We start from the raw sequence: 21,193 nt of genomic DNA on the forward strand, positions 1-21,193 counted from the left end.
ACGACGAAGGACAGACCGTCATGACCACCACCCACCCGTCCTCCGCGAGGACGACGACGGAGCGGGCCCTGGCCGATGCGCTCGAGGTCGTGCGCCGCATGATCGAGCGGTTCGGCAGCGCCTACCCGAACGACACCACCACCGACGGCCGGTACGAGCTGCGCCCGGCGACGGCCGGATTCGCGGCGGGAGCCAACCGCGGCTGGACCACCAGCTTCTGGCCCGGCATGCAGTGGATCGCGTGGGAGCTCACCGGCGAGGAGGTGTTCCGCGGCGCGGCCGCCGGCCACCTCGAGGACTTCGCCCGGCGCCTGGACGAGGGCGAGGACCTCGACACCCACGACCTCGGCTTCCTCTACACACTCTCGGCCGTCGCACCGTGGCGCCTGCTCGAGCACCCGCTGGGCCGCTCGACCGCCCTGGCCGCCGCCGACGTGCTGATGACGCGGTTCCTCGAGAACGCGGGCATCGTGCAGGCCTGGGGCGACCTCCGCGACCCCGCACAGCGCGGACGGACCATCATCGACTCCCTCATGAACATGCCGCTGCTCACCTGGGCGGCCGAGCAGACGGGCGATGCGCACAAGACCGAGGCCGTGCGGCGCCACGTCGAGGCGCTGCGCACGCACATCCTCCGCCCGGACCACTCGACCTTCCACACCTTCTACTGGGACGCCGAGACCGGGGAGCCGCTGCACGGCGGCACCGAGCAGGGCGCCTTCGACGACTCCTGCTGGGCCCGCGGACAGGCCTGGGGGATCTACGGCTTCGCCATGAACCACCGCGTCTCGGGCCACCCGGCCGTGCTGGAGGCCTCTCGGGCGTGCGCCGACTACTTCCTCGCGCACCTCCCGGCCGACCTCGTGCCCTACTGGGACCTCGTCTACACCGACGGGAGCGACGCCCCGCGCGACAGCTCCGCGGCGGCGATCGCGGTCTGCGGGCTCTTCGAGCTCGCCTCCGTGGAGAGCGACGAGGAGCGCGCCGAGCACTGGCGCCGGTCGGCGCACGAGCTGCTCGCCGCCCTGATCGAGCACTGCGCGCCCGCGACCCCCGAGTCGGCCGACACGGTCCTGCTGCACAGCGTCTACGACCTGCCGAAGGACGTGGGCGTCGACGAGGGCACCCTCTGGGGCGACTACTTCTACCTGGAGGCGCTCGTGCGCGCCTCGCGACCGGACTGGCGGCCCTACTGGTGAGACTCCTCCGCTACTCCTCGCCCGACGGCGACCGCACCGGCGTCGTCGTCGACGGCGACCGCGTGCTCGACCTGGGCGCGCTGCCCGTGAGCGGCCTGCTCGCCGACGACGCGCTCCTCGCCGACGCCCGCGAGCGCGCCGGGACCGCGTCCGGCGACGACCTCCCGCGACTCGACTCCCTGCGCCTGCTGCCGCCGGTCGTGCCGGGCAAGATCCTCTGCATCGGCTACAACTACCGCGGCCACGTGCCCAGCGGAGGAGAGGACCGGCCGGTCCCGACGACTCCCGACGTCTTCGTGAAGACGCCGAACACGCTCTCGGCGCCCGGCGACCCCGTGACCCTGCCTGCCACCGCCTCCGACGTCGACTACGAGGGCGAGATCGCCCTCGTGATCGGCCGCGCGGGCCGCGACATCCCGCTCGAGGAGGCCGCCGCGCACATCGGCGGCTACTCGTTGATGAACGACGTCTCGGAGCGCACCTGGCAGGGCCGCTCGAGCCAGTGGACCCTCGGCAAGTGCTCCGACGGCTTCGCTCCGCTGGGCCCCTGGCTCGTCACGCCCGACGACGTGCCCGACCCGCAGGACCTGCGCGTCGAGGTCGAGCGGGAAGGGCGGATCACCGTCTCGCAGAGCACCGCCGACCTCGTCTTCACGATGGCGGCGCTCGTCCACCATCTCAGCGAGGGCCTCACCCTCGAGCCGGGCGACGTGATCTCGACCGGCAGCCCGCAGAAGCTGCCCGACGCGCTCGCCGCGCACAGGCCGCTGGCCGACGGCGACTCCGTCACCGTGCGCGTCGACGGCCTCGGCTCGCTCACGACCCTCTTCCGAAAGGCAGGACGATGATCCTCGACAGCTTCCGACTCGACGGCCGCGTCGCCGTCGTCACCGGCACCAGCAAGGGCATCGGCCGCGGAGCCGCCCTGGCCCTCGCCGAGGCCGGAGCCGACATCGCCCTGATCGACCGCGGCGACGCCTCCGGTACGGCCGAGGCGATCAGGGCGCTCGGCCGCCGCGTCGTGCTGATCCGCCGCGACTTCGCCGCGGCGAGCGCCGACGAGCTGCACTCGGCGATCGACGAGGCCGTCGACGGGCTCGGGCGGATCGACGTGCTCGTCAACAACGCCGGCACCATCAAGCGCGCCCCGGCCGCCGAGCACAGCGCCGGCGACTGGGACGAGGTGCTCCGCGTGAACCTCGACTCGGTGTTCCACCTCACGCAGGCGGCCGGCCGTCGGATGATCGCGCAGGGCTCCGGCCGGATCATCAGCGTCGCGTCGATGCTGTCGTTCCAGGGCGGCATCACGGTGCCCGGGTACACCGCCTCCAAGCACGCCGTCGCCGGACTCACGAAGGCGTTCGCCAACGAGTGGGCCGCCTCCGGAGTGACCGTCAACGCGATCGCCCCCGGCTACCTCGCCACCGACAACACCGCGGCCCTGCGCGCCGACGCCGCGCGCGACGCCGCGATCCTCGCCCGCGTCCCCGCCGGGCGGTGGGGACTGCCCGCCGACCTGCAGGGCGCCTTCGTCTTCCTCGCCTCCGACGCGTCGGCCTACGTCACCGGGACCGTGCTCCCCGTCGACGGCGGCTGGCTCGTGCGATGACCCCTCCCACCCGCGACACAGGAGCCTCCGACATGGACCAGCGCTACGCCACCAACCCCTCGCAGATCCCCGGGATGACCACCGAGGACCTCCGCTCGCACTTCCTCGTGCCCGAGATCTTCGTCGAGGGCGAGATCCGCCTCGTCTACACGCACCACGACCGCATCGTGCTGGGCGGAGCGACGCCCGCCGGCAAGCGGCTCGAGCTGACCGGCTACGAGGAGATCCGCAGCGAGACCTTCCTCGAGCACCGCGAGCTGGGCGTCATCAACGTCGGCGGGACCGGCACCGTGACCGCCGACGGCGAGACCTACACCCTCGTCACCGGCGCCTGCCTGTACCTGGGCCGCGGGATCGAGAAGGTGGCGTTCGAGGACGCCGACGGAGCCGCGCAGTTCTACCTGTTCTCGGCCCCCGCGCACACGGCCTACCCGTCGGTGCTCGTGTCGCCGGGCGAGGGCACCGTGCGCGAGCTCGGCGAGCAGTCGACGAGCAACCGCCGCACGCTCAACCAGTACATCCACGAGAACGGCGTGCGCAGCTGCCAGATCGTCATGGGCGTCACGACGCTGCACGAGGGCTCGATGTGGAACACGATGCCCGCGCACACCCACGACCGCCGCACCGAGTGCTACCTCTACTTCGACCTGCCCGAGGAGGCCCGCGTCATCCACCTCCTCGGCGAGCGCCAGGAGACGCGCCACCTCGTGGTCGCCGACCGCCAGGCGATCATCTCGCCGAGCTGGTCGCTGCACTCCGGAGTGGGCACCGCGGCGTACTCGTTCGTCTGGGCGATGGCCGGCGAGAACCAGGCCTTCGACGACATGGATCCGGCGCCGGTCGCCGACCTGGCGTGAGCTCGTCGGGAGCGGCCGTTCCGCGCGGCGTGCTGCTGGCCATGGGCGAGACCATGGCCGTGGTCGTGCCGACGGACGGCTCGGTGGCGCAGGCGGGCGCGTTCCTCGTCGACGCCGGCGGCGCGGAGTCGAACGTGCTCGCGCACGCGGCGGCCCTCGGAGTGCCGGCCCGCTGGCACAGCCGTCTCGGGGCGGATGCGCTCGGCGAGCGCGTGCTGCGCCAGCTGTCCGCGCGCGGCATCGACGTCTCCTCCGTGGTCGCCGATCCGGAGCACCCGACCGGGCTGTACGTGAAGGACCCGGGGCGGGGCGTCGTCTACTACCGCTCCGGCTCGGCGGCCTCCCGCCTCGACGAGGCGGACGCCGACGCGGCGCCGTTCGACGGGGTCGCGCTGCTGCACCTGTCGGGCATCACCGCCGCGCTCTCGGAGCCGGCCGACCGGTTCCTCCGCCGCGCCGCCCTGCGCGCCCGCGAGCTCGGGATCCCCGTGAGCGTGGACGTGAACCACCGCGCGGCCCTGTGGAGCGCCGAGGACGCGGCTCCCGCGCTCGCCGAGCTCGCCCGCCTCGCCGACGTCGTCTTCGTCGGCCGCGACGAGGCCGAGACCCTCTGGGGCACGCCGACCGCGGACGACGTCCGCGCGCTGCTCCCCGGCGTCGCGGAGCTCGTGGTGAAGGACGGCCACATCGGAGCGACCGTGTTCTCGGGCTCCGAGACGGTCTTCGAGCCGTCGCACGAGGTCGAGGTGCTCGACGCCGTCGGCGCGGGCGACGCCTTCGCCGGCGGCTACCTCGTGGCCCGGATGCTCGGCGCCGACCTCGGCGAGCGCCTGCGCAGCGGGCACGACCGCGCCGCACTCACCCTCGCCCTGTCGGGCGACTCCGTCGACGAGAGGACCGCACGATGACCACCGTGACCGCACCCGCCACCGAGTGGGCCCGGACGTTCGACACCGTCTTCGCGGGAGCACCGCTGATGGCGATCCTCCGCGGGATGGGCGTGGAGCGCTCGATCGCGCTCGCGACGACCGCGTGGGACCTCGGGATCGACTCCGTCGAGGTGCCGCTGCAGACCGCGGAGGACGAGATCGCCCTGCGCGAGGTGGCCCGGCTGGGCGCGCAGCGCGGCAAGACCGTCGGCGCGGGCACGATCCTGCGCGCCGAGCAGGTCCCGGTGGCGCGCGCGGCGGGGGCCGGCTACCTGGTCTCGCCGGGGCTCGACCCGCTGATCGTGGCCGCGGCCGAGGCGGAGGGACTGCCGCTGCTCCCCGGAGTGGCCACGCCCTCGGAGGTGCAGCAGGCGGTCTCGCTCGGGCTCACCTGGGTGAAGGCGTTCCCCGCCACGTGGCTCGGCTCCGGCTGGTTCAAGCACATCCGCGGCCCGTTCCCCGGCGTGCGCTTCGTCGCGACCGGCGGCCTCGACGCCCGCAACCTGCAGGAGTACCTCGACGCCGGCGTCCGCGTCGCCGCCGTCGGCTCCGCCCTCGAGGACCCGGCCCAGCTCGACCTCATGGGCGCCCTCCTCGCCCGTTCCGCCTAGCCCCTCCCCCGCGAGGGAACCCCGGACGATCGAGGGAGCCCGTGTCTGCTGGTCGAGTAGCCCCGCAGGGGCGTATCGAGACCCACCACCGCCGACTCGCCTCCCGGCGGACGCGGATCTCGATACGGCCGCTCCGCGGCCTACTCGATCAGCAAGCTGGAGCGCCGCCCGCCCCGCTGCTGCTGCTGCCCCGCCCCCGCTGCTGGTCGAGCAGCCCCCGCAGCGGCGTATCGAGACCCTCACCGCCGACCCGCCTCCCGGTGAACGCGGATCTCGATACGGCCGCTCCGCGGCCTACTCGATCAGCAAGCTGGAGCGCCGCCCGCCCTGCTGCTGCCGCCCTGCCTCCGCTGCTGGTCGAGCAGCCCCGCAGGGGCGAATCGAAGCCCTCACCGCCGACCCGCCTCCCGGTGAACGCGGATCTCGATACGGCCGCTCCGCGGCCTACTCGATCAGCAAGGGGAGCGCCGCCCGCCCCGCTGCTGCTGGTCGAGTAGCCGCGGAGCGGCGTATCGAGACCCACCACCGCCGAAGGGGCGCCCCGAGGCCCACCGCCGGCGAACGGCGCGGGTCCCGGGACGCCCCCTCAGGGCCGTCCGCTCAGCAGCGGAAGGCGGGGTAGTCGATCGACTGCTGCTTCGTGACGGGCTTGCCGTCGACGGTCGCGGAGACCGCGACTCCCACCGTGCCCGCCGCGGTGCTCGCCGAGCGCGTCGTCAGTGCCGCCACCGCGCTCTTCCCCGGCGCGACGGCCGTGAACGACTTGGTGCCGAAGGCCGTGGTCATCGCGACGTCCACCGGCACGTCGGCCGTGTTCGTCGCCGTGACCGTCAGCACGACCTTGCCCGCGACGCACCGGTTCTGGACCTTCAGCCCCAGGTCCGGCAGCGGGGACGGGACCGCCGCGACCGCGACCCACGAGACGACGGGCTTCTCGCTCCCCGCCCCCTCGTTCGTGATCCGGTACTCCACGGTGCCCGCCTGCGCGAGCGTGAAGGTCAGGTCTCCGGAGAGCCGGGGCGTGGTGGCCGAGAGCGGCACGTTGCCCTTCGCCAGCTCCTGACCGCCGACCACGACCGTGTGGTTGAGCGTGCGGTTCAGCCCCCACCACTCCGTGAACCCGCCCGTGAGCGTGTAGGTCCCGGCCTCGAGCGGCAGTCGGTACACCTGCAGTGTCGTGTCCTGGTACAGCCCGGTCGAGTACTTGTCGTTCACGTCCGTGCCGGCCTTCACGCGCGTCCCGTCGGCCACGTAGCCCCACTGGTCGGCGGCGGTCGAGGCCCGGTCCGACACAGCGTTGCGGAGGCCCGGAACCGACCCGCTCACCGCGGCGTACTGCGGCGAGGAGGTCGCCGCGGTGCCGGAGTCGATCCAGTACACGAGCGAGTCGGGCACGATCTCGAACTTCGCGACGACGATGCCGCCGCCCGCGGTGGTGCCGCGGGCCGTCAGCGCCTCGTAGGGGGTGCGGGTCGCGGCGACGGAGTCGGCGCTCCAGGTCACCGGAGTCGCCGCACCGTCGAGGACGACCGTGGCGGGCAGGGCCGCCGTGGTGCTGAGCGCACCCTGGAACCCGACGTCGCGGGGCACGCTGCGCACGGTCACCAGGGCGAGGCGCGCGTTGTAGCCCGAGGTGCCGTCCGTGCCCAGAGCCACGTCCACCACTCCGGGCGCCGTCAGCGTCACCTGCTGCGAGATCGGCGTCGCCGCTCCCGTCGAGACCGCGGTGACCCGCTTGGCGGTGCCGCCGACGGTGACCGTCGACGCGAGGTTCGTCGTGAGCCCGGGCCGGGGAGCCTGGACCGTCGTGACCTCGTACGTGCCCGCGGGCAGGGTCAGGTGGTAGACGACCGGCCGGTTGAAATCGGCCGGGACGTAGGACGACCCCCAGTCGGCGGCGGTGCCCCCGACGACGACTCCGGTGGAGGTCGTCGAGTAGCCCCAGGTGCTGCCGGCGGTCGTGCCGTCCCACTTCTGGTCGGCCGCGCCGTTCAGGACGCCCGGCTGGGCCGCCTTCACCGCGGAGTACGCGGAGGGGGTGCCCGTGCCGGTGGCGCCGGAGTCGATGAAGTAGCGCAGGTCGGCCGGAGTGACGAGCAGAGCCAGGGTGACGCGCTGGTAGACGCCGGTCGACGCGATCTTCTCGGTGGTGCGCCCGGTGACGATGGCCGTTCCGAGCTCGGCCGCGGTGGCGAGCGCCTGCGCGGTGCTCGCGTCCCAGGTGATCGCCCGCTCGGCTCCGTCGACGACCAGCGTCGCCGGCAGCCCCTCGGCCTTGGTGCGGGACGCGAGACCGAGGTCGCGGACGTCGCTGCTGACCCCCTCCGGGACGAGCCGGGCGGCGGAGTCGGCGAGACGGGCGACCTGCGCGGCCGCTCCCTCCGCGTCGAGGCCGACGGCGGCGGGTCCGGAGACGGCCGCGCGGGCCGTCTCGCGGATGCTCGCGAACGGCGCCCACGTCTGCGGGGTCCACTCCGACTGCACGAAACCGTCGGCTGTGGCGAGCGCCGCCCGCAGTGCGGCGGTGTCGACGGCGCCGGAGTCGGTGCCGGCCGGCACGATGCCGACGGCGTCGACGTTCAGCACCGCGTCGTTCGCGGTGCGGAGGGTCACCGTGTGCTCCCCCGCGGGCAGGCCGCGGAGGGTGAAGGTCGTGCGCTCGCTGCCGGCCGCCCAGGTCGGCGCGTTCGCGACCACCTGCACGCCGTCGACGATCGCGTCCAGTCGGGCCGAGCCGTCGTTGGAGCCGAGCACGTCGATGCCCGTTCCCGTGAAGGTGTAGGTCAGCGACGCTCCCCGGCCCGTGCTCTTGGACGCGGTGCGCTGCCACTCGAACATGCCCTGGCCGTTCACGTGCGTCCACTTCGAGTCGAAGCGCAGCACCGGGGTCGAGACGTCGGCCCAGCTGGTCTGGTGCATGCCGTCGATCACGGACGTGTAGTACGGCGTGAATCCGGGGACGCGCTCGATCCGCAGGTCGTCGAACTGCGTGAAGGTGAACGCGGAGCCGAGCTGCACCCGTCCGGCCGCCTGCGGTGCCGCGTCCGTGTACGACGCGATCTGCACGCCGTTGAGGTACGCGGTGTACACGCTGCCGGCCACCTGGACAGCGAGGGTGTTCCAGACACCGGTGCCGGTCCTGAAGGCCGTGGCCGGAGTGTCGGAGGCCCTGCCCGAGGCGACGGCGGTGCCGTAGCGCAGCAGGCTCCAGGCGCCGGTCGCGTCCACCTTCAGCTCGGCCGCCGAGACGTTCGAGCCGTTGGCCGTGCCGCCCTGCTCGCGGGCGCCGAGGGTCGCGTAGGGCGTCCCTCCGGCCTCGAACAGCACGTCGACGGAGGCGCGGTAGTTCGCCCAGCGGTAGTCGCCGATGGTGGTCTTGGGGTCCCCCTGGTTCCAGGCGCTGCCGTTCATGCCGGTGCCGATCTGCTGGCGCAGCACGCGGTCGCGGGCCGGGTCGCCGGTGGCCACCGACTCGAACGCGCCGTTGGTGTCGTTCGTGTAGCGCGGGATCGCTCCGTCGTCCTCGGGCTGGACGGCCGGCGTGCCCGCGGGCTTCGTCTTCGCGCCGCGGCTGCCGAGGAAGCTCTCGTCGGACGGCGACAGCGCACCGGTGGCGGGGTCGTAGTCCTGGATCGCGGGCGCTCCGGAGTAGTCGAAGTCGTCGGCGTAGAGGGTCGCGTCGGTGCTGACGCCGTTCACGGCTCCGGTCGCGTCGGTGTCGAGGACGTCGCGGCCGCCGCCGGGAGCGGTGTACTCCGGCGCGGTCGGGAGCTGCGATCCGTAGCCGTCCCGCGCGGTCAGCGATCCGTCGGCCGACGCCGAGGCGTGGTCGAGCGTCGTCGCGGTCGCGGTCGACCACGGCTTCACGGTCACCGTGTAGGTGCCGCCCGCGTCGGCCGCGAGCTCCTGCACGGGGACGACGTAGTTGGCGTCGTAGGCCTCGCCGGCGTCCGCCGCACGGGTCTCCCAGACCTCCATCGTCGCGTCGGTCCCGAGCTGAAGACCGCTCGCGGTGATCGAGTAGGTCTTCGGGAACGGGCTGTCGTTGACCATCACGGTCGAGAAGTCCGACGCGTCGGGAGCGGCGAGCGTCGTGTACGAGGATGCTCCGGTCGAGGCGCCGCTGGGCGGGTTGCCACCGCCGAGGGCGCTGCCGGAGGCCTGCGGGATCCCGCGCCAGATGCCGGCGGTGTTGTCCTCGTTCTCCCAGCCGAGCTCGGCGAACTGCGTGTACTGCTCGACGGCGGCGAGTCCGCCGTCGTAGTAGAGCCAGCCCGACCACGGGTCGCGGGCGCTGACGAGCTCCTTCGAGGAGTACTGGAAGCCGTCGTAGAACGAGCCGATGGCGGGCTGGAAGATGTTGAGCGTCCGCAGCGACTTGGCGAAGCCCGAGGTGACCCAGTTGCTCATCTCGAGCGGGCCGTTCCCCCCGCCCATGCCGGTGCCGGTGCCGCCCTGGCCGTCCGCGTTGGTGTTGTTGGGGCGGTCGGCCGAGTTCGAGAACGTGGCCTGGCCCTCCGAGTTCCAGATCTCCTTGTCGTACGTCTGCGCGAACTTCTTCAGGTTCCCGTTGGCGTCGTCGGCGGTGGAGTAGTGGAACCCGACGACGTCGACCGCGTCGCGGAGGGAGGAGTCGGTCGTGGAGTTGAGCGCGTCGCCGAACGAGGTCGGCGGGGTGCCGACGGTGTCGGCCGCGACGGTCCTGATCGCGCGGTAGAGGTCCTTCTCGGTCTCGGAGGCGAATCCGCTGTTCGGGTCGCCGGCGCTGGCGCTCACGTAGCCCGTGGTGTCGCCGCGCAGCCAGCCCGAGAACGTCTTGTAGAGGTTCAGGTTGGGGTTCGTGGTCTCGTTCGTGTCCGGGTTGATCGAATCGACCATGACCCCGTACTCGCGGTACGCGGCGAGGACCGAGTTCTTGAACCAGACGTACTGGTCCGCGTCGCTCGTCACCCACGTGGGGCGGCTCCAGCGGAGCAGGCTGACGTGAACGTCGCCCTCCGCGATCTTCTGCGCGTCGGCGGCGAGCTGGAAGCCGGGCTCGCGGAGCACGTTCGGGTACTCGTCGCGCGAGCGCATCGTGGAGGGGTTGGGCCCGGTCGAGGTGTTGCGGTCGTTGCCCATCTCGATCTTGACCGTGGTCATGATCGGATGCGCTCCACCGAAGAGCGTCTCGAGCAGCTCCCAGTACTTCTCGGGCTGCTGCGACTTGTAGTCCAGCAGCAGCGCGCTGGTCGAGTTCGCCGAGAGGATCCCGAAGCCCTTGAAGGTCAGGGCGTTGCGGCTCTGAGCGGCGGCCGCGACATCGGCGCCGGTGACCGAGACGGCCTGGACGGTGGGAGCCGCCTCGGCCGACGGAGCGGGGACGACGGCGGTGCCGAGGAGCGCGCCGAGCGCTCCGAGCGCGAGCAGTCGACGTCCACCCCCTCGGTGTCGGCGCGACGCGCGGGCGTCGCGGCCGGGTGAACGGTCCGGGCGGGGGAGGATCGACATCTCTAGGCCTCGTCTTTGAGTAGGAGAATGGTTCTGATCACTTCTGGCGTGTAGTGCGCACGTAGCGACAGCGATGTCGCGAAGTGATCCACAGCGAACCTACCGAGGGGGCGGCGCGGAGGCAATGGATCCGCGGAACCTGAGGGGCGATCGGGCGGAAGTGCCCCGCGCGTCACTCCTCTTTTCGATCACAAACGATCATCAGGCGGAGGAACGGACCTCGCATCCGGAACGGTCGACCGCTGTGCGCGACGGCGTCATTGACCACACCCTCGCACCCTGTTAGCTTCTGTAACACTTAACAAGTTCGTTCAGACAGACGGAGAAGTCATGGCCTCGTCCTCGACCGCCGCGGAGCTCATCGCCCGCTCCAACCGCCTCGGCGCCGATCCGAAGAACACGAACTACGCGGGAGGCAACACCTCCGCGAAGGGTGTCGAGACCGATCCCGTCACCGGAGAGCCCGTCGAGCTGCTCTGGGTCAAGGGCTCCGGAGGAGACCTCGGCACCTTGACCGAGTCCGGCCTCGCCGTCCTCCGCCTCGACCGCCTCCGTGCGCTCGTGAACGTCTACCCCGGCCTCGACCGCGAGGACGAGATGGTCGCCGCCTTCGACTACACACTCCACGGCAAGGGCGGCGCCGCCCCCTCGATCGACACCGCGATGCACGGCCTCGTCGACGCCGCGCACGTCGACCACCTGCACCCCGACTCCGGCATCGCCTTCGCGACCGCCGCCGACGGCGAGCAGCTCACCGCCGAGGCCTTCGGCGGCACCGTCGCCTGGGTCCCGTGGCGCCGCCCCGGCTTCCAGCTCGGCCTCGACATCGCCGCCATCAAGGACGCGAACCCCGGAGTGATCGGCGCGATCCTCGGCGGCCACGGCATCACCGCCTGGGGTGACACGAGCGAGGAGGCGGAGGCGAACTCGCTCCGTATCATCGAGACCGCGGCCGCCTACATCGCCGAGCACGGCGCTCCGGAGCCGTTCGGCCCCGCCCTCGACGGCTTCGCCGCGCTGCCCGAGGAGGAGCGCCGCGCGAAGGCCGCCGCCCTCGCCCCGCACCTGCGCGCGATCGCCTCGCACGACAGCCCCCGGGTCGGCCACTTCACCAACTCCCCCGAGGTGCTCGACTTCCTCGCGAGCACCGAGCACCCGCGCCTGGCCGCGCTCGGCACCTCCTGCCCCGACCACTTCCTCCGCACGAAGGTGAAGCCGCTGCTCGTCGACCTGCCGTCGACCGCCTCCGTCGAGGAGATCCTCGAGCGCCTCCCCGCGCTGCACGAGGCGTACCGCGCCGACTACCAGGCGTACTACGACGCGCACGCGACGCCCGAGAGCCCCGCGATCCGCGGCGCCGACCCGCTGATCGTCCTCGTGCCGGGCGTGGGCATGTTCTCGTACGGAGCGAACAAGCAGACCGCCCGCGTGGCCGGCGAGTTCTACGTCAACGCCATCAACGTGATGCGCGGCGCCGAGGCCATCTCGACCTACGCGCCCATCGACGAGGCCGAGAAGTTCCGCATCGAGTACTGGGCGCTCGAGGAGGCGAAGCTGCAGCGGATGCCGAAGCCCAAGCCGCTCGCCTCCCGCATCGCGCTCGTGACCGGCGCCGCCTCCGGCATCGGCAAGGCCATCGCCACGCGCCTGGCCGCCGAGGGTGCCTGCGTCGTCATCGCCGACCTCGACCTCGCCAAGGCGCAGGCCGCCGCGGCCGAGCTCGGATCGACGGACGTCGCGATCGGACTCGCCGCGAACGTCTCGGACGAGGCCGCCGTGCAGGCCGCGATCGACGCCACCGTCCTCGCCTTCGGCGGGCTCGACCTCGTCGTCAACAACGCCGGCCTCTCGCTCTCGAAGTCGCTCTTCGACACCACCGTCGCCGACTGGGACCTCCAGCACAACGTGATGGCGAAGGGCTCGTTCCTCGTCTCGAAGGCCGCGGCCCGCGTGCTCGTCGACCAGAAGCTCGGCGGCGACATCATCTACATCTCGTCGAAGAACTCGGTCTTCGCCGGACCGAACAACATCGCGTACTCGGCCACCAAGGCCGACCAGGCCCACCAGGTGCGCCTGCTGGCCGCCGAGCTCGGCGAGCACGGCATCAAGGTGAACGGCATCAACCCCGACGGCGTCGTGCGCGGCTCCGGCATCTTCGCCTCGGGCTGGGGCGCGAACCGCGCCAAGACCTACGGCATCGAGGAGGAGGACCTGGGCGCGTTCTACGCCCAGCGCACGATCCTCAAGCGCGAGGTCGTCCCCGAGAACGTGGCCAACGCCGTGTTCGCGCTCTGCACGTCCGACTTCTCGCACACGACGGGGCTGCACGTTCCTGTTGATGCGGGCGTCGCGGCGGCGTTCCTGCGATGACATCGTCATCGCGGGAATGCTGCCGCCACGCCCGAAAGGCGGCAGCCCCCACTCCGGAAGACCGCGGGACGCGACGGCGACCCTCAATGGGTCGCATCTGCGCACCCGAGCGCGGCGTTCCTCCGATGACCGCCACCGAGAGGCCCCTGCGATGAAGGCCGTCGCCGCCGTCGACCTCGGGGCGACCAGCGGACGCGTGATCCTCGGCTACGTCGGTCACGACGAGCTGCGGATGCGCCACGTCGCGCGGTTCCCGAACCAGCCGGTGCGCACATACGAAGGCGACTCCTCCGCGCTGCACTGGAACATCCTGGAGCTGTACCGCTCGCTCACCGCGGGGCTGACGAACGCCCTGCGCGAGGAGCCGGAGGTCGTCTCGATCGGCGTCGACTCGTGGGCCGTCGACTACGCGCTGCTGCGCCAGGGCCGGATGCTCGGCGCTCCCTACCACTACCGCGACGAGCGGACGGCGCGCGGCGTGGCCGACGTGCACTCCCGCATCGGCGCGGAGGAGCTCTACCAGCGGAACGGCCTGCAGCACCTGCCGTTCAACACGCTGTTCCAGTTCGCGGCCGAGCGCGACGTGCTCGCGCTCGCCGGTCAGGCGCTGCTCGTGCCGGATCTCATCGGCTACTGGCTGACCGGAGTCGCGGCGACCGAGATCACGAACGCCTCGACCACGGGCCTGCTGAGCCCGCACACCCGCGCGTGGGACGACGACCTCCTCACGCGCCTCGACCTTCCGCGCGGGATCCTCGCGCCGCTGATCGAGCCGGGCTCCCGGCTCGGCTCGCTCCTGCCCTCCGTCGCCGCCGATCTCGGCGCCCCGGAGAGCCTGGGCGTCGTCGCCGTCGGCTCCCACGACACGGCCTCGGCCGTCGTCGCGGTGCCCTCGACCGACGATCACGTGGCGTACATCTCGAGCGGAACCTGGTCGCTCGTCGGCGTCGAACTCGAGAAGCCGGTGGTCTCGCTGGAGGGTCGGGCCGCCAACTTCACCAACGAGGGCGGCGTCGACGGGCGCATCCGCTACCTGAAGAACGTCTCGGGTCTGTGGCTGCTGTCCGAATCCATCCGCACCTGGGAGAAGCAGTCGGGCGAGAGCATCGAGCTGCCGCTCCTGCTCGCCGAGGCCGCCGCGATCCGCGGGCGCATCACCACGTTCGACGCGGCCGACGAGCGCTTCGTCGCGCCGGGCAACATCCCCGGCCGCATCGTGGAGTGGTGCGTCGAGAACGGCCTGGAGCAGCCGCGCACCCGCGCGGAGTTCGTGCGCTCGATCCTCGAGTCGCTCGCCGAGGCCTACGCCGTGACGCTCGAGCAGGCCTCGGCCCTCTCGGGCGTGCGGATCGACGCGGTGCACGTGGTCGGCGGAGGCTCGCAGAACGAGCTGCTCTGCCAGCTGACCGCCGACCGCACGGGCCGCACCGTGCTCGCCGGCCCCGTCGAGGCCACGGCGATCGGCAACATCCTGGTGCAGGCACGGGCGCAGGGTCTCGTCACCGGCTCGCTGGAGTCGCTCCGCGCGATCGTGCGGACGGCGTTCCCGCCGGTGCGGTACACGCCCCGCGCGCGCTGACGCGTCGGCGCACCCGGACACCGCACGTCCGGATCACCTTCGGCTCGCAGGAACCCGTTCGGCTCGTCGGAGTCGGGGGATCCTGCGAGCCGAACCCGTTCCCGCGAGCCGGACGTGACGCCCGAGCCGGGCTCGAGCGGATCTACGGCGCATCGCTCACAGGCTCTTGCCAGGTACGCACTCGTCCCGCTACGGTCGACGGAGCCGAATCAACGAAAGGAGCCGAGCATGCCGCACTTCGCGCACGTCACCGCCGGCTTCTCCGGCGTCCACTCCGCCTGACCGGTCGAGCCTCCCGCTCGTCATCGCTCAGACGGTGACGACGCTCGAGAAGCTCCCGGTCCCGCGGATCCCCCGCGCGGATCGTCGTCCCGTCCCGGACCCTCGCGGGTCCTGCACCGCCTCCGCGGCGGTGCCTCCGCGCGCCCCTCGAGCGCGCTCCTCCTCGCGCCCTCGCGGCGCTCTTCGGCGCACCCACGCGCCTGCACGACAAGGACACCCTCATGAACACCGCACTCGGGGCGACCCGGTACGCCTCTCCCCCTCGCCGCCGGTCCGCCGACCTGCTCGACCGCCTCGCCCTGCGGGTCGGAGTCGCGCTCGTCGCGTGGAGCCGACGCGAACGCCGCCTCCCCCTCGGCCACGCCGACGTCGTCGCCCTCCGCCGCGAGCGCGCCGACCTCCTCGAGCGCGAGCGGAGGCACCAGCTCCTCCGCCTCCCCCGCTGACCCTCTCCGGACCACGTGGATCTCGATACGCCCGCTCCGCGGACTACTCGATCAGCAAGGCGCTCCCCGACCGGAGGCGCTCGATCAGCAGGGAATGCTCGCTGGTCGAGTAGCCCCGCAGGGGCGTATCGAGACCCACCGACGCCAGCAGACGCGGATCTCGATACGCCCGCTCCGCGGGCTACTCGATCAGCAAGACGCTCCCCGATCGGAGGCGCTCGATCAGCAAGGCGCTCCCCGACCGGAGGCGCTCCATCAGCAAGGCGCTCCCCGACCGGAGGCGCTCGATCAGCAAGACGCTCCCCGACCGGAGGCGCTCCATCAGCAGGGAATGCTTGCTGGTCGAGTAGCCCCGCAGGGGCGTATCGAGACCCGCCGACGACCGGGACAGCCCCTCGCCGGCCGCCCTCCCCGCATCAGCGACCGGACAGCCGCGCCCGACGAGCACGAGCCCAGCCGTGACAGCCGCGGCGCCGGCTCTCTAGGACTTTCTCGTGCTCTCTAGCGAATTCTCTAGACAGCGGCAGATTTCAGTAGACACCCGACCCTCCGCACCTCGAGCAGCCGCAGCGGGCGGCCTCCCGCTCCTCCACAGACCCCCCTTGAGGGTGACCGGGCGGCACTGCGCCGCGGCATGGCGGGCGAGGCCTCGGATCAGGCACGCGAGGGGCCTCGCATCTCGTGGAAGGATCCCTGTCAGGGGGGCTGCTGACCGGCTCACCGCCCGGTCTGACGGAAGGACCACGGGACCCGCCTTGCTCGACGCCACGACCCTCCGAGTCGCTTTCGGGGTCACCACGCTCACGCTCTTCCTCCTGTTCGCCTTCGTCACGTTCCGCACGACCCGCTCGGCCTTCAGCTTCTGGTGGTGCGCCGGGCTCGCCCTCTTCATGGCCGGCTCGCTCGCCTACCTCCGCGACTTCACTCCGGATCAGGTGTGGGCGAATCCGCTGGGCAACGGACTGATCGTGGCCGGCGCCGGCTGCGTGTGGATGGGCAGCCGCTCGCTGCGCACGAGGCCCACTCCGTGGTGGCTCGTCGTCGGCCCCGCCGTGCTGGTCACGGCCGTGTCGAGCGCCGACTCGCCGGCTGTGAACGACTGGTCCGGAGGCCCGCTGTACCTCGCTTTGATGGCGTCGCTCATCGGACTGTCGACCCGCGAGATCGCACTGCTGGACGCGGGGCACTCGCGCACCCGCTGGCCGCTGCTGCTCTCCTCGGGGGCCCTCGCGGTCTACTACGCGGTGCGGTTCGTCGCGTTCCTCGCGGCCGGACCGCGGAGCGACCTCTTCACCACCTGGTTCGGCACGCCGTCGACCACTCTGATCACGCTGATCCTCCTCGTGGTGGTGTCGTTCAGCATGGCGTCGCTCAGCGGCGAGCAGGTCGCCAAGGTGCTCTCGGCCCGGGCCGCGCGCTCGCGGCAGGAGCTCGCCGACGGAGGAGGGGTGCAGCGGCGTCTGCAGCCCAAGTCCGTCCCGGACCTCCCCGGCTACGAGGTCGCCGGTGCGTGCGTGCCCAGCGGAGCGGTCAGCGGCGACTTCTTCGACTGGCAGCGCACCGAGGACGGCCTCGTGGTGACGCTGGCCGACGTGATGGGCAAGGGCGTCGGAGCCGCGATGATCGCCGCCACCGTGCGCGCGTCTCTCCGCGTCGCGCTCCCCTCGCACGACCCCGGCCGCACGCTGGCCGCGGTCGACCGGGCCGTCGAGGCGGACCTCGAGGCGAACGAGGCCTTCGTGACCCTGCTGCACCTGCGGCTCGACGCGGCCACCGGAGCGATCACCTCCGTCGACGCCGGTCACGGCCTGGGCATCGTCTGCCGGGCCGACGGCTCCCGCGAGCGGATCCCGTCGCACAACCTGCCGCTCGGCGCGCTCGGCACGCAGGAGTGGCGCACCAGCAGCGTCCGCCTCGCTCCCGGCGACCTCCTGCTCGTCTGCAGCGACGGAGTGCTCGACCTCTTCGACGGGACCCTGGACTCGCTGACCCGCGTGGCGGACACCGCGACGGCCGGCGAGCCGAGCGCCTCCGCCGCCGTGGCGCGCGTCACGCGCCTGGCCGCCGACGGCACGCCTCCCGACGACGTGACCGTGGTCGCGATCCGCCGCACCGCCGCCTGACCCGGAGCGGCGCCTCCGGGCACCCCGTCTCCTGCGCGAGTCGCCGCGGATCGGGTCGAGGCATCTCTCGAAGGCCCGCTTCGCGTCGATTCGCGCAGCTCGACGTTCGCGAGTGGACTCGATCCGGGGCCTCGTGACGTCCCGGAGCCCCGTCCGCGACGACTCGCGACAGCGGTGTCGGACGCCGCCGCCACCGGAGCACGGAACACCCCGGCAACGCGGAACGGCCGGTCCCGCGGAGATCCGCGGTACCGGCCGTTCCTGCGCCTGAACGCCGGCTTACCTCGTGCAGGCCACGTTGCTGATCGGGCTGCCGCCCGAGTTCGAGCAGCTCGCGACGTTGCCCCAGGTCGACCAGCTCTGGGGCTGGTGCACGTAGACCGGGTAGTCGGGGGCGTTCGAGACGAGGTTCGCGGTCACGAGGTTGTCGTTCCCGTTCCCGTCGTCGCTGGTGATGATCGACACCCCGTACTTGCGCGGGTTGACCGCCGTGTTGCCGGCCGCGGTCCACTCGTTCCCCGCGAGCATGATCAGCGAGTTCACGTCGGCAGCCGTCCGAGACGTCCCGGTGACCACGTTGCCGATGATCCAGCCGTCGCGGGTGCCCTCCTTGGCCTCGATCGGATCCGATCCCGCGTTGCTGATCACGTTGTCCATGACGGCGATGCGGTCGGTCCGGTCGGGGGCGCAGTCGTTGTACTGGCACCAGTTGCGGCCGGAGGTGCCCACGTAGACGCCCTCGCCGTAGGTCGCCGTGACCACTCCTGTGCGGGTGATCGTGGACCCGACGATCAACGAGTCCACGGTCTGGTTGCGGAAGTGGACTCCCTCGTAGCCGATCTCGGAGACGGTCAGGCCGGCCATCTGCACTCCCTTGCTCGCCAGCACGTGGATGCCCTGGAACGAGTTCTTCACGGAGAAGCCGACGAGGTGGACGTCGTTCGCGCTGTTGAGGATCAGGGCCGTGCCCGAGCTCGTCGTGCCGGTGGAGAGCACGGCGTTCGGGGAGCCGCAGAGCCAGACGCCCTCGCTGCTGGACGGGATCGACCGCAGAGCGAACTTGCCGACGTAGACGCCGTCCTGCAGCCCGATCACGTCGCCGGGGCGGGCGCCGATCAGAGCGCTGTTCAGCTCGGCGGCCGTCCGCACCGTCTTCGTCGGCGTCGGGCAGTCGAAGGCGGCCTGCAGCGTCCGGCGCGTGCTGATCTGCTCGGCGGTGACGGAGGTCGGCTCGATGACGGTCGACGTGCGGCCGTCGCTGTCGCGGGCGGTGATCCAGTAGGAGTAGGGCACTCCGAGCGCCGCGTCCTCGTCTCGGTACTGCCGCACCGGATCGGCGACCGTGGCGATCGTCTCCTCGGTGGATCCGTCGGAGCGGTGCACGTCGTAGGAGACGACGTCCGAGGAGAACGGCGCGTTCCAGCCGACGACGTAGCCCTCGACCAGCGGGAAGGCCTCGACCCCGCCGACCGCCCGGCCGTCGCCGGCGAGCTCGAAGGCGTCGACGATCAGGTTCTTGTCGCTCGAGGCCGAGTTCTTCCGCCCGGTGTACGCGATCTTCACGGTGTGCATCGTGTCGGCGAGGTCGTTGCGCTCGAAGACGGGCACCTGGTACTTCGTCGTGGAGCTGTAGCGGTCGACCGAGGCGACGCGCGTCCCGTCGATGTACACGTCCGCGATCCCGGAGGAGGTCGTGGTGCGGCTGATCCAGCGGAACCCGGTGCCGACGAACGTGAACTGCACGTTGCCGGCGCTGTTGAGGTAGCCGATGCTGCCGCCGCTGTCACCGCCGGTCATGGTGCGCCACGAGCCGGAGTAGTCGAGGTCGCCGTTGTTCTGCTCGACCCACTTCGGCGTCGTGCCGGTCGGCAGGAACGTCGAGTCGGTCGGCGTGGACGGCGCGGTGGGGGTGGGCGTCGGAGTCGGAGCCGTCTTGATCAGGTCGAAGGCGTCGATCACGAGGTTCTTGTCGGTCGCGCTCGCGTTCTTCGATCCGGAGTAGGCGATCTTGACGGTGTGGACGCCGTCCGCGAGGCCGGTCTTGGTGAAGACGGGCACCTGGTACTTGGTGGTCGAGCTGTAGCGGTCGACGCTGCTCACGAGCTTGCCGTCGATGTACACGTTCGCGATGCCGGCCGACGGGGTGGTGCGGCTGAGCCACGTGACCGCGGTGCCGTCGAAGGTGAACTCGACGTGTCCGGCGCTGTTGAGGTACGCGATGTTCCCGCCGCTGTCACCGCCGGTCATCGACCGCCAGGTGCCGGTGTAGGAGAGCTTGGAGTGGCTGTTCTCGACCCGCAGCGGGTCGCTGCCGGTCGGGGAGAAGTCGGCGACCGGCTGCGGAGTCGCGGTGGGGGTGGCGGTCGGAGTCGCCGTCGGCGTCGCGGTCGGAGTCGGCGTCGCCGTCGGCGTCGCGGTCGGAGTCGCCGTCGGCGTCGCGGTCGGAGTGGCCGTCGGCGTCGGAGTGGCCGTGGGCGTCTCGGTGGGAGTCGACGTCGGAGTGGCCGTGGGCGTCGGCTCGGCCGTCGCAGTGGGCGTGGGGGTCGGCGTCACGGTGGCCGTGGCCGTCGGGGTCGGAGTGGCCGTCGGCGTCTCGACCGTGCGGACGAGGTCGAAGGCGTCGATGACGAGGTTGCCGTCGCTCGCCCGCGAGTTCTTCGCGCCGGTGTGGGCGATCCTGACCGTGTGGACGCCGTCCGTGAGGCCCGTCTTCGTGAAGACCGGCACCTGGTACCTGGTCGTCGAGCTGTAGCGGTCGGCGGTGCCGGCCGGCTTCCCGTCGATGGTCACGTCCGCGATGCCTGCCGAGGGGGTCATCCGGCTGAGCCAGGTGAAGCCGGTGCCCGCGAAGGTGAACTCGACGTAGCCGGCGCTGTTGAGGTACTTGATCCCTCCGCCGCTGTCGCCGCCGGTCATCGACCGCCAGGTTCCCGTCCAGCGGAGCTTGGAGTGGCTGTCCTCGACGCGCAGCGGGGTGGTCCCGGGGGTGAAGTCCGGCACGATCACCGGAGCGGTCGTCGGAGTCGCGGTGGGCGTCGGCGTCGCGCTCGGCGAGGCGGTCGGCGTGCTGCTCACCGGAGGGGTGGTGGGCGTCGGCGTGGGCGTCGCGGGCGGAGTCTCCTTGCCGAGCTCGAACGCGTCGATGATCAGGTTGGCGCCCGTCGCCCTGGTGTTCTTCTTCCCCGTGTACGAGACCTTCACCGTGTGCACGGCGTCCGGAAGGCCGGTCTTGGTGAATACCGGCACCTGGTACTTGGTCGTCGAGGAGTACCGGTCGACCGTGTCGAGAAGCTTTCCGTCGACATAGACGTTGGCGATACCCGAGGTCGGGGTGGTGCGGCTGAGCCAGCGGAACGCCGTTCCGGTGAACTTGAATTGAACGTATCCGGTGCTGTTCAGGTATTTGCTCGCGCCACCGTTGTCACCACCCGTGATCTTCGTCCACGACCCCGAATAGGTGAGGTCCGCACTGCTCTCCTGCACCCTGATGGGGGTGGAATAGGTGGGCTGCAGTGTCGCGGCCCAGGCGGGCTGCGCGAGGCCGCCGAAGGCCAGCACCGACACCAGAAGAGCGATGGTCGCAGTGATGATCCGCGATCGTCGGAAAGGCCTGTGACTATCGCGGGGGACAGCGGAAGAAGACGAAAGAGGCAACAGAACTCCGGCGGTATCCGAAAGGGAATGGGGTTGCTGCGAAT

Annotated in this window: 13 protein-coding genes; 10 read left to right on the plus strand and 3 right to left on the minus strand. The window is 71.7% G+C overall.

The features are described from left to right. The first annotated feature begins 20 nt into the window (after positions 1-20). From C1I63_RS02650 to C1I63_RS02675, 6 genes are read left to right on the plus strand one after another with little or no spacing between them, the layout of a single operon-like run. Positions 21-1,199: a glycoside hydrolase family 88 protein gene (locus tag C1I63_RS02650; protein ID WP_107573666.1), complete on the plus strand. Its 1,179-nt coding sequence runs from the start codon at positions 21-23 to the stop codon at positions 1,197-1,199. Next, positions 1,196-2,047 (plus strand): fumarylacetoacetate hydrolase family protein, encoded by an 852-nt coding sequence (locus C1I63_RS02655; RefSeq protein ID WP_107573667.1) that lies wholly within the window; start codon positions 1,196-1,198, stop codon positions 2,045-2,047. The genes C1I63_RS02650 and C1I63_RS02655 overlap by 4 nt, the downstream gene beginning before the upstream one ends. Beyond that, positions 2,044-2,808 carry a 2-dehydro-3-deoxy-D-gluconate 5-dehydrogenase KduD gene (gene kduD / locus C1I63_RS02660; RefSeq protein ID WP_211315551.1) on the plus strand — a complete coding sequence of 255 codons (765 nt, stop codon included), beginning with the start codon at positions 2,044-2,046 and terminating at the stop codon, positions 2,806-2,808. Before C1I63_RS02655 ends, kduD begins: the two co-directional genes overlap by 4 nt. Beyond that, the gene (kduI, locus tag C1I63_RS02665; protein WP_244906958.1) at positions 2,805-3,665 is read left to right on the plus strand and encodes a 5-dehydro-4-deoxy-D-glucuronate isomerase; all 861 of its coding nucleotides are present in this window, start codon (positions 2,805-2,807) and stop codon (positions 3,663-3,665) included. The genes kduD and kduI overlap by 4 nt, the downstream gene beginning before the upstream one ends. Beyond that, positions 3,662-4,573, plus strand: coding sequence for a sugar kinase (locus C1I63_RS02670; protein WP_244906959.1), 912 nt, complete (start codon positions 3,662-3,664; stop codon positions 4,571-4,573). Before kduI ends, C1I63_RS02670 begins: the two co-directional genes overlap by 4 nt. Next, complete coding sequence (locus tag C1I63_RS02675; RefSeq protein ID WP_107573669.1) at positions 4,570-5,205, plus strand: bifunctional 4-hydroxy-2-oxoglutarate aldolase/2-dehydro-3-deoxy-phosphogluconate aldolase; 636 nt, start codon at positions 4,570-4,572, stop codon at positions 5,203-5,205. Before C1I63_RS02670 ends, C1I63_RS02675 begins: the two co-directional genes overlap by 4 nt. Before the next feature lie 600 nt (positions 5,206-5,805). Here the strand turns inward: C1I63_RS02675 and C1I63_RS02680 are convergent. Continuing rightward, the gene (locus tag C1I63_RS02680; RefSeq protein WP_107573670.1) at positions 5,806-10,695 is read right to left on the minus strand and encodes a hypothetical protein; all 4,890 of its coding nucleotides are present in this window, start codon (positions 10,693-10,695) and stop codon (positions 5,806-5,808) included. Positions 10,696-11,025: 330 nt separating this feature from the next. Between C1I63_RS02680 and C1I63_RS02685 the strand changes: the two genes are divergently transcribed. The 3 genes from C1I63_RS02685 to C1I63_RS02695 all read left to right on the plus strand — a co-directional run bounded on the left by C1I63_RS02685 (position 11,026) and on the right by C1I63_RS02695 (position 15,372). Then, positions 11,026-13,065 carry a bifunctional aldolase/short-chain dehydrogenase gene (locus C1I63_RS02685; protein ID WP_107573671.1) on the plus strand — a complete coding sequence of 680 codons (2,040 nt, stop codon included), beginning with the start codon at positions 11,026-11,028 and terminating at the stop codon, positions 13,063-13,065. 151 nt (positions 13,066-13,216) lie between these two features. Then, positions 13,217-14,644 carry a rhamnulokinase gene (locus C1I63_RS02690; RefSeq protein ID WP_107573672.1) on the plus strand — a complete coding sequence of 476 codons (1,428 nt, stop codon included), beginning with the start codon at positions 13,217-13,219 and terminating at the stop codon, positions 14,642-14,644. Positions 14,645-15,147: 503 nt separating this feature from the next. Continuing rightward, complete coding sequence (locus C1I63_RS02695) at positions 15,148-15,372, plus strand: hypothetical protein (protein ID WP_107573673.1); 225 nt, start codon at positions 15,148-15,150, stop codon at positions 15,370-15,372. A gap of 181 nt (positions 15,373-15,553) precedes the next feature. Here C1I63_RS02695 and C1I63_RS02700 read toward each other — a convergent pair whose 3' ends face one another. After that, positions 15,554-15,820: a hypothetical protein gene (locus C1I63_RS02700; protein WP_107573674.1), complete on the minus strand. Its 267-nt coding sequence runs from the start codon at positions 15,818-15,820 to the stop codon at positions 15,554-15,556. Positions 15,821-16,127: 307 nt separating this feature from the next. Between C1I63_RS02700 and C1I63_RS02705 the strand changes: the two genes are divergently transcribed. Then, positions 16,128-17,495 carry a PP2C family protein-serine/threonine phosphatase gene (locus C1I63_RS02705; protein ID WP_107573675.1) on the plus strand — a complete coding sequence of 456 codons (1,368 nt, stop codon included), beginning with the start codon at positions 16,128-16,130 and terminating at the stop codon, positions 17,493-17,495. Positions 17,496-17,774: 279 nt separating this feature from the next. Here the strand turns inward: C1I63_RS02705 and C1I63_RS19640 are convergent, their stop codons facing one another. Then, complete coding sequence (locus tag C1I63_RS19640) at positions 17,775-21,059, minus strand: hypothetical protein (RefSeq protein WP_170116297.1); 3,285 nt, start codon at positions 21,057-21,059, stop codon at positions 17,775-17,777. Between the last annotated feature and the right edge of the window lie 134 nt (positions 21,060-21,193).

Origin of the sequence: Rathayibacter caricis DSM 15933, from assembly GCF_003044275.1 — a bacterium.
Classification (GTDB): domain Bacteria; phylum Actinomycetota; class Actinomycetes; order Actinomycetales; family Microbacteriaceae; genus Rathayibacter; species Rathayibacter caricis.